Origin of the sequence: Mesorhizobium sp. M4A.F.Ca.ET.090.04.2.1 (assembly GCF_003999085.1) — a bacterium.
Classification (GTDB): domain Bacteria; phylum Pseudomonadota; class Alphaproteobacteria; order Rhizobiales; family Rhizobiaceae; genus Mesorhizobium.
This window is the reverse complement of sequence record NZ_RZOT01000838.1, coordinates 1-1453: the sequence shown is the minus strand read 5'-3', so window position 1 is coordinate 1453 and position 1453 is coordinate 1. Positions and strand designations below refer to the sequence as shown.

The 1453-nt window shown below is 66.5% G+C and carries 3 protein-coding genes; 1 reads left to right on the top strand and 2 read right to left on the bottom strand.

Going from position 1 to position 1453, the window contains the following annotated elements; all coding sequences use genetic code 11:
* A partial coding sequence (locus EN781_RS32455; protein WP_145965788.1) for a MarR family transcriptional regulator occupies positions 1–457 on the top strand: 457 nt, incomplete at its 5' end.
* Positions 458–470: 13 nt separating this feature from the next.
* Here EN781_RS32455 and EN781_RS32450 read toward each other — a convergent pair.
* Entirely contained in the window at positions 471–896 is a 426-nt protein-coding gene (locus EN781_RS32450) for a DUF1178 family protein (protein ID WP_126058142.1), read from the bottom strand.
* The coding region (locus EN781_RS32445) for a nitrilase-related carbon-nitrogen hydrolase (protein WP_281034417.1) at positions 893–1453 on the bottom strand (561 nt) is incomplete at its 5' end. The genes EN781_RS32450 and EN781_RS32445, both read right to left, overlap by 4 nt.

Genomic DNA, 1453 nt, shown 5'->3' with positions numbered 1-1453 from the left:
GTGGCAAAGGGAACGGCCAGACCTGGACGTCTCGCCTATGGCCGTGATCGGACGGCTGAACGAAGCCGCCTCGCTGATCTCGCGCGAGCGGCTGGCGCCGCTGTTTGCCCGCTTCGGATTGCAGCAAGGCGAGTTCGACGTGCTGGCGACCCTGCGCCGGTCCGGCAAGCCCTACGCGCTGACGCCGACCGATCTCTACGAGGCGACGATGGTGACTTCCGGCGCCATGACCGCCCGCCTCGACCGGCTGGAAAAGGCCGGTTTGATCATGCGCGCGCCGCACCCCAGCGACCGGCGCGGGGTTGTCGTTGCGCTCACCGAAAAGGGCCTGGCCGTGACCGATGAGGCACTCGTCGCCCATGTCGCCAACGAACATGACATCCTCGCCGGACTGACGCGCGAGGAGCGGGAGACGCTCGCGAGATTGCTCGGGAAGCTGATCGAAAGCTTGGGCTAGCCTGGCTGGATGCTCAGTTCCGGTCGTCCGGAAAGGTCGGGATTGGCGTGAACTCGACGCCGTCCTCGGCCAGGCTCTTCGCTTCCTCCGGCGTCGCCTCGCCATAGATGCCGCGCGGATCGGTCTCGCCGAAATGGATCTTGCGCGCTTCCTCGGCGAACTTGTCGCCGACATAGTCGGCGTTCTCGCGCACCTTCTCGGCGAGCGCCTTCAACTGCGCCAATGCCTGCTTCTGCGCCTCGCCCATGGCGAGCGCGATCTTTTCCTGTTTGCGCCCGGTCGAGACGGCCGGCGCCATCAGCGCCTTGTCAACCTTGTGCGAGCCGCAGCTCGGGCAATCGACCAAGCCACGCTTCTTCTGCGTGCCGAAATCGTCATTGCTGCGGAACCACGCCTCGAATTCGTGTTCGTGCTCGCAGATCAGGGAAAAACGGATCAAGAAGCTGCACCCCTGAGACGCGGCGCCTCGCCGGCATTGACGGCGAACTCGCGCGCGTTCTTCAGATTGGGGATCTTCCTGCGCGCGGCGAGCGACTGCGCTGGATCGATCTCGGCGACGATCACGCCGGGCTCCTCATGGGCGGCTTCCGCCACGATGCGGCCCCACGGGTCGACGATCAGCGAGTGGCCAAAAGTCTCGCGGCCGTCCTCGTGCAGGCCCCCTTGCGCGGCCGCAACCACATAGGCGCCGTTCTCGATGGCGCGAGCCCGAAGCAGCACGTGCCAGTGTGCTTCGCCGGTCTGCCGGGTGAAGGCGGCGGGCACCGAAAGCACATTGGCGCCGGCCAGCGCCTCGGCGCGGAACAGCTGCGGGAAGCGCAGGTCGTAGCAGACGGCAAAGCCGAGCCTGGCACCGTCGATCTCGGCGATGACGGCCTCGGTGCCCGGCTCGTAGGCGGCGGATTCGCGCCAGCTCTCGCCATTGTCGAGGTCGACGTCGAACATGTGGATCTTGTCGTAGCTGGCGATGGTGGTGCCATCGGGCGCGAACAGCAA